1 protein-coding gene is annotated in these 1,549 nt (G+C 50.2%); it reads left to right on the top strand.

The features are described from left to right. Positions 1 to 253: 253 nt before the first annotated feature. Entirely contained in the window at positions 254 to 1,477 is a 1,224-nt protein-coding gene (locus BMY62_RS15800) for an IS110 family RNA-guided transposase (RefSeq protein ID WP_090662229.1), read from the top strand. Positions 1,478 to 1,549 lie beyond the last annotated feature (72 nt).

The following is a 1,549-nucleotide window of genomic DNA, read 5'->3' as shown; positions in this document are numbered from 1 at the left end:
CTAACGATCATTTCGGTAGACGCCACCCCTGATCATGAAAGAAACTTGAGAGGAAGGTGGCAGGAAGAGGTCGCACATTTTTTTGGTGACTTGATCCCGTACTCTAACGTGACCCACCGAACTGACTCGCACCCCGGATTGCTTCCATAGAGAGCGTACGTTAAAAAGGCCGAAAGCAGATTAATGCTTTCAGGGATTTTCAGTTCCGGTTCCTCCATCTTCCATTGGCAAGTATAAAATGAATGGAGGCGTTATGGAATTGGATGTAATTTATAAACGTGTGATTGGACTCGATGTTCATCAGTCACAGATTACAGCGTGTGCCTTGATTGAAGAAAACGATGGTTCGGTGTGTACTGAGCAGCGACAATTCGGCACATTCAAGAAAGACCGACGCGCGTTGGCACAGTGGGCAACCCAATTGCAGCCTGACGAGGTTGTAATGGAGAGTACCGGTATTTATTGGAAAAGCCCTTACGCAGCACTGGAAGCAGTAGGCATTTGCGCGAAAGTTGTGAACGCCCGTCACGTCAAGAATGTTCCTGGACGCAAGACTGATATCAGCGATGCACAATGGCTGGCAACATTATCACGCGCCGGACTGCTGCGCGCATCCTTCATTCCGCCCGCAAAAATGCGGGAGCTGCGCCTGATTGCCCGGCAACGGCAAAAGCTGGTTGGACAACTCGCTTCCGAGAAGAATCGTCTGCACAAGGTACTCACCGATGGCGGTATACGCTTAGGTGTCGTGGTTAGCGATGTACACGGACAATCGGCACGCACCATGGTCAAGGCGCTTATCGCGAACAAAACACCTCAAGAGGTTCTGAAATTCGCATCACGACGGCTTAAAGCCAGCCGTGAAGAACTGCTTGATGCCTTGCAGGGAGAACTGACCGAAAGTCACCGTTTCGTACTCAATGAACTGATGCAGCATATCGAAGAAATCGAACAGCGCATCGCACGATTCGACCAACACTTGCTTGCCGAGCTGGGGAGCGAACGCAACTGGCTGGTGTTGCTACAAACCTTGCCCGGTGTCGATCTCATCGGTGCTGCCATGTTATTGGTAGAAATCGGCAACGATATGGACGCTTTTGGCAGTGCAGACCGCCTGGCTTCCTGGGTCGGAATCTGCCCAGGCAATAACGAATCAGCAGGCAAGCACAAGTCTGGACGAACACGAAAAGGCAACGCCTATGTTCGCCGTCTGCTATGTGAATTCGCCCACGCTGCCAGCCGAACCACCTCCACATTCAAGGCAAAATTCCAGTCTCTCATCGTGCGACGTGGGTACAAACGATCTATCATCGCATTGGGACACAAAATACTACGCACCATCTTCTTCATGTTCAAACGCCGCGAATATTACCGGGACAGCGCTATTGACTACGAGAAGATTTCTGTTCAGCGCAACGCTGCGCGCTGGATAAAAACATTGATTCGATACGGCTTTATCAAACCAGATCAAGTTTAAAAATGCCAATTCTGCGATGACCTTAGCTGGTCAGGATTATGTGCGCCTGATTAGCGGTTTCTTTCACGTTAA

Origin of the sequence: Nitrosomonas marina, from assembly GCF_900111605.1 — a bacterium.
Classification (GTDB): domain Bacteria; phylum Pseudomonadota; class Gammaproteobacteria; order Burkholderiales; family Nitrosomonadaceae; genus Nitrosomonas; species Nitrosomonas marina_A.
Note: the sequence above shows the minus strand (reverse complement) of the source record. Positions and strands in the feature narration are given on the sequence as shown.

What these genes read in the sequence shown, in the direction of transcription:
- BMY62_RS15800 (WP_090662229.1), top strand. Translation starts at nt 254, where the DNA reads ATGGAATTGGATGTAATTTATAAACGTGTGATTGGACTCGATGTTCAT.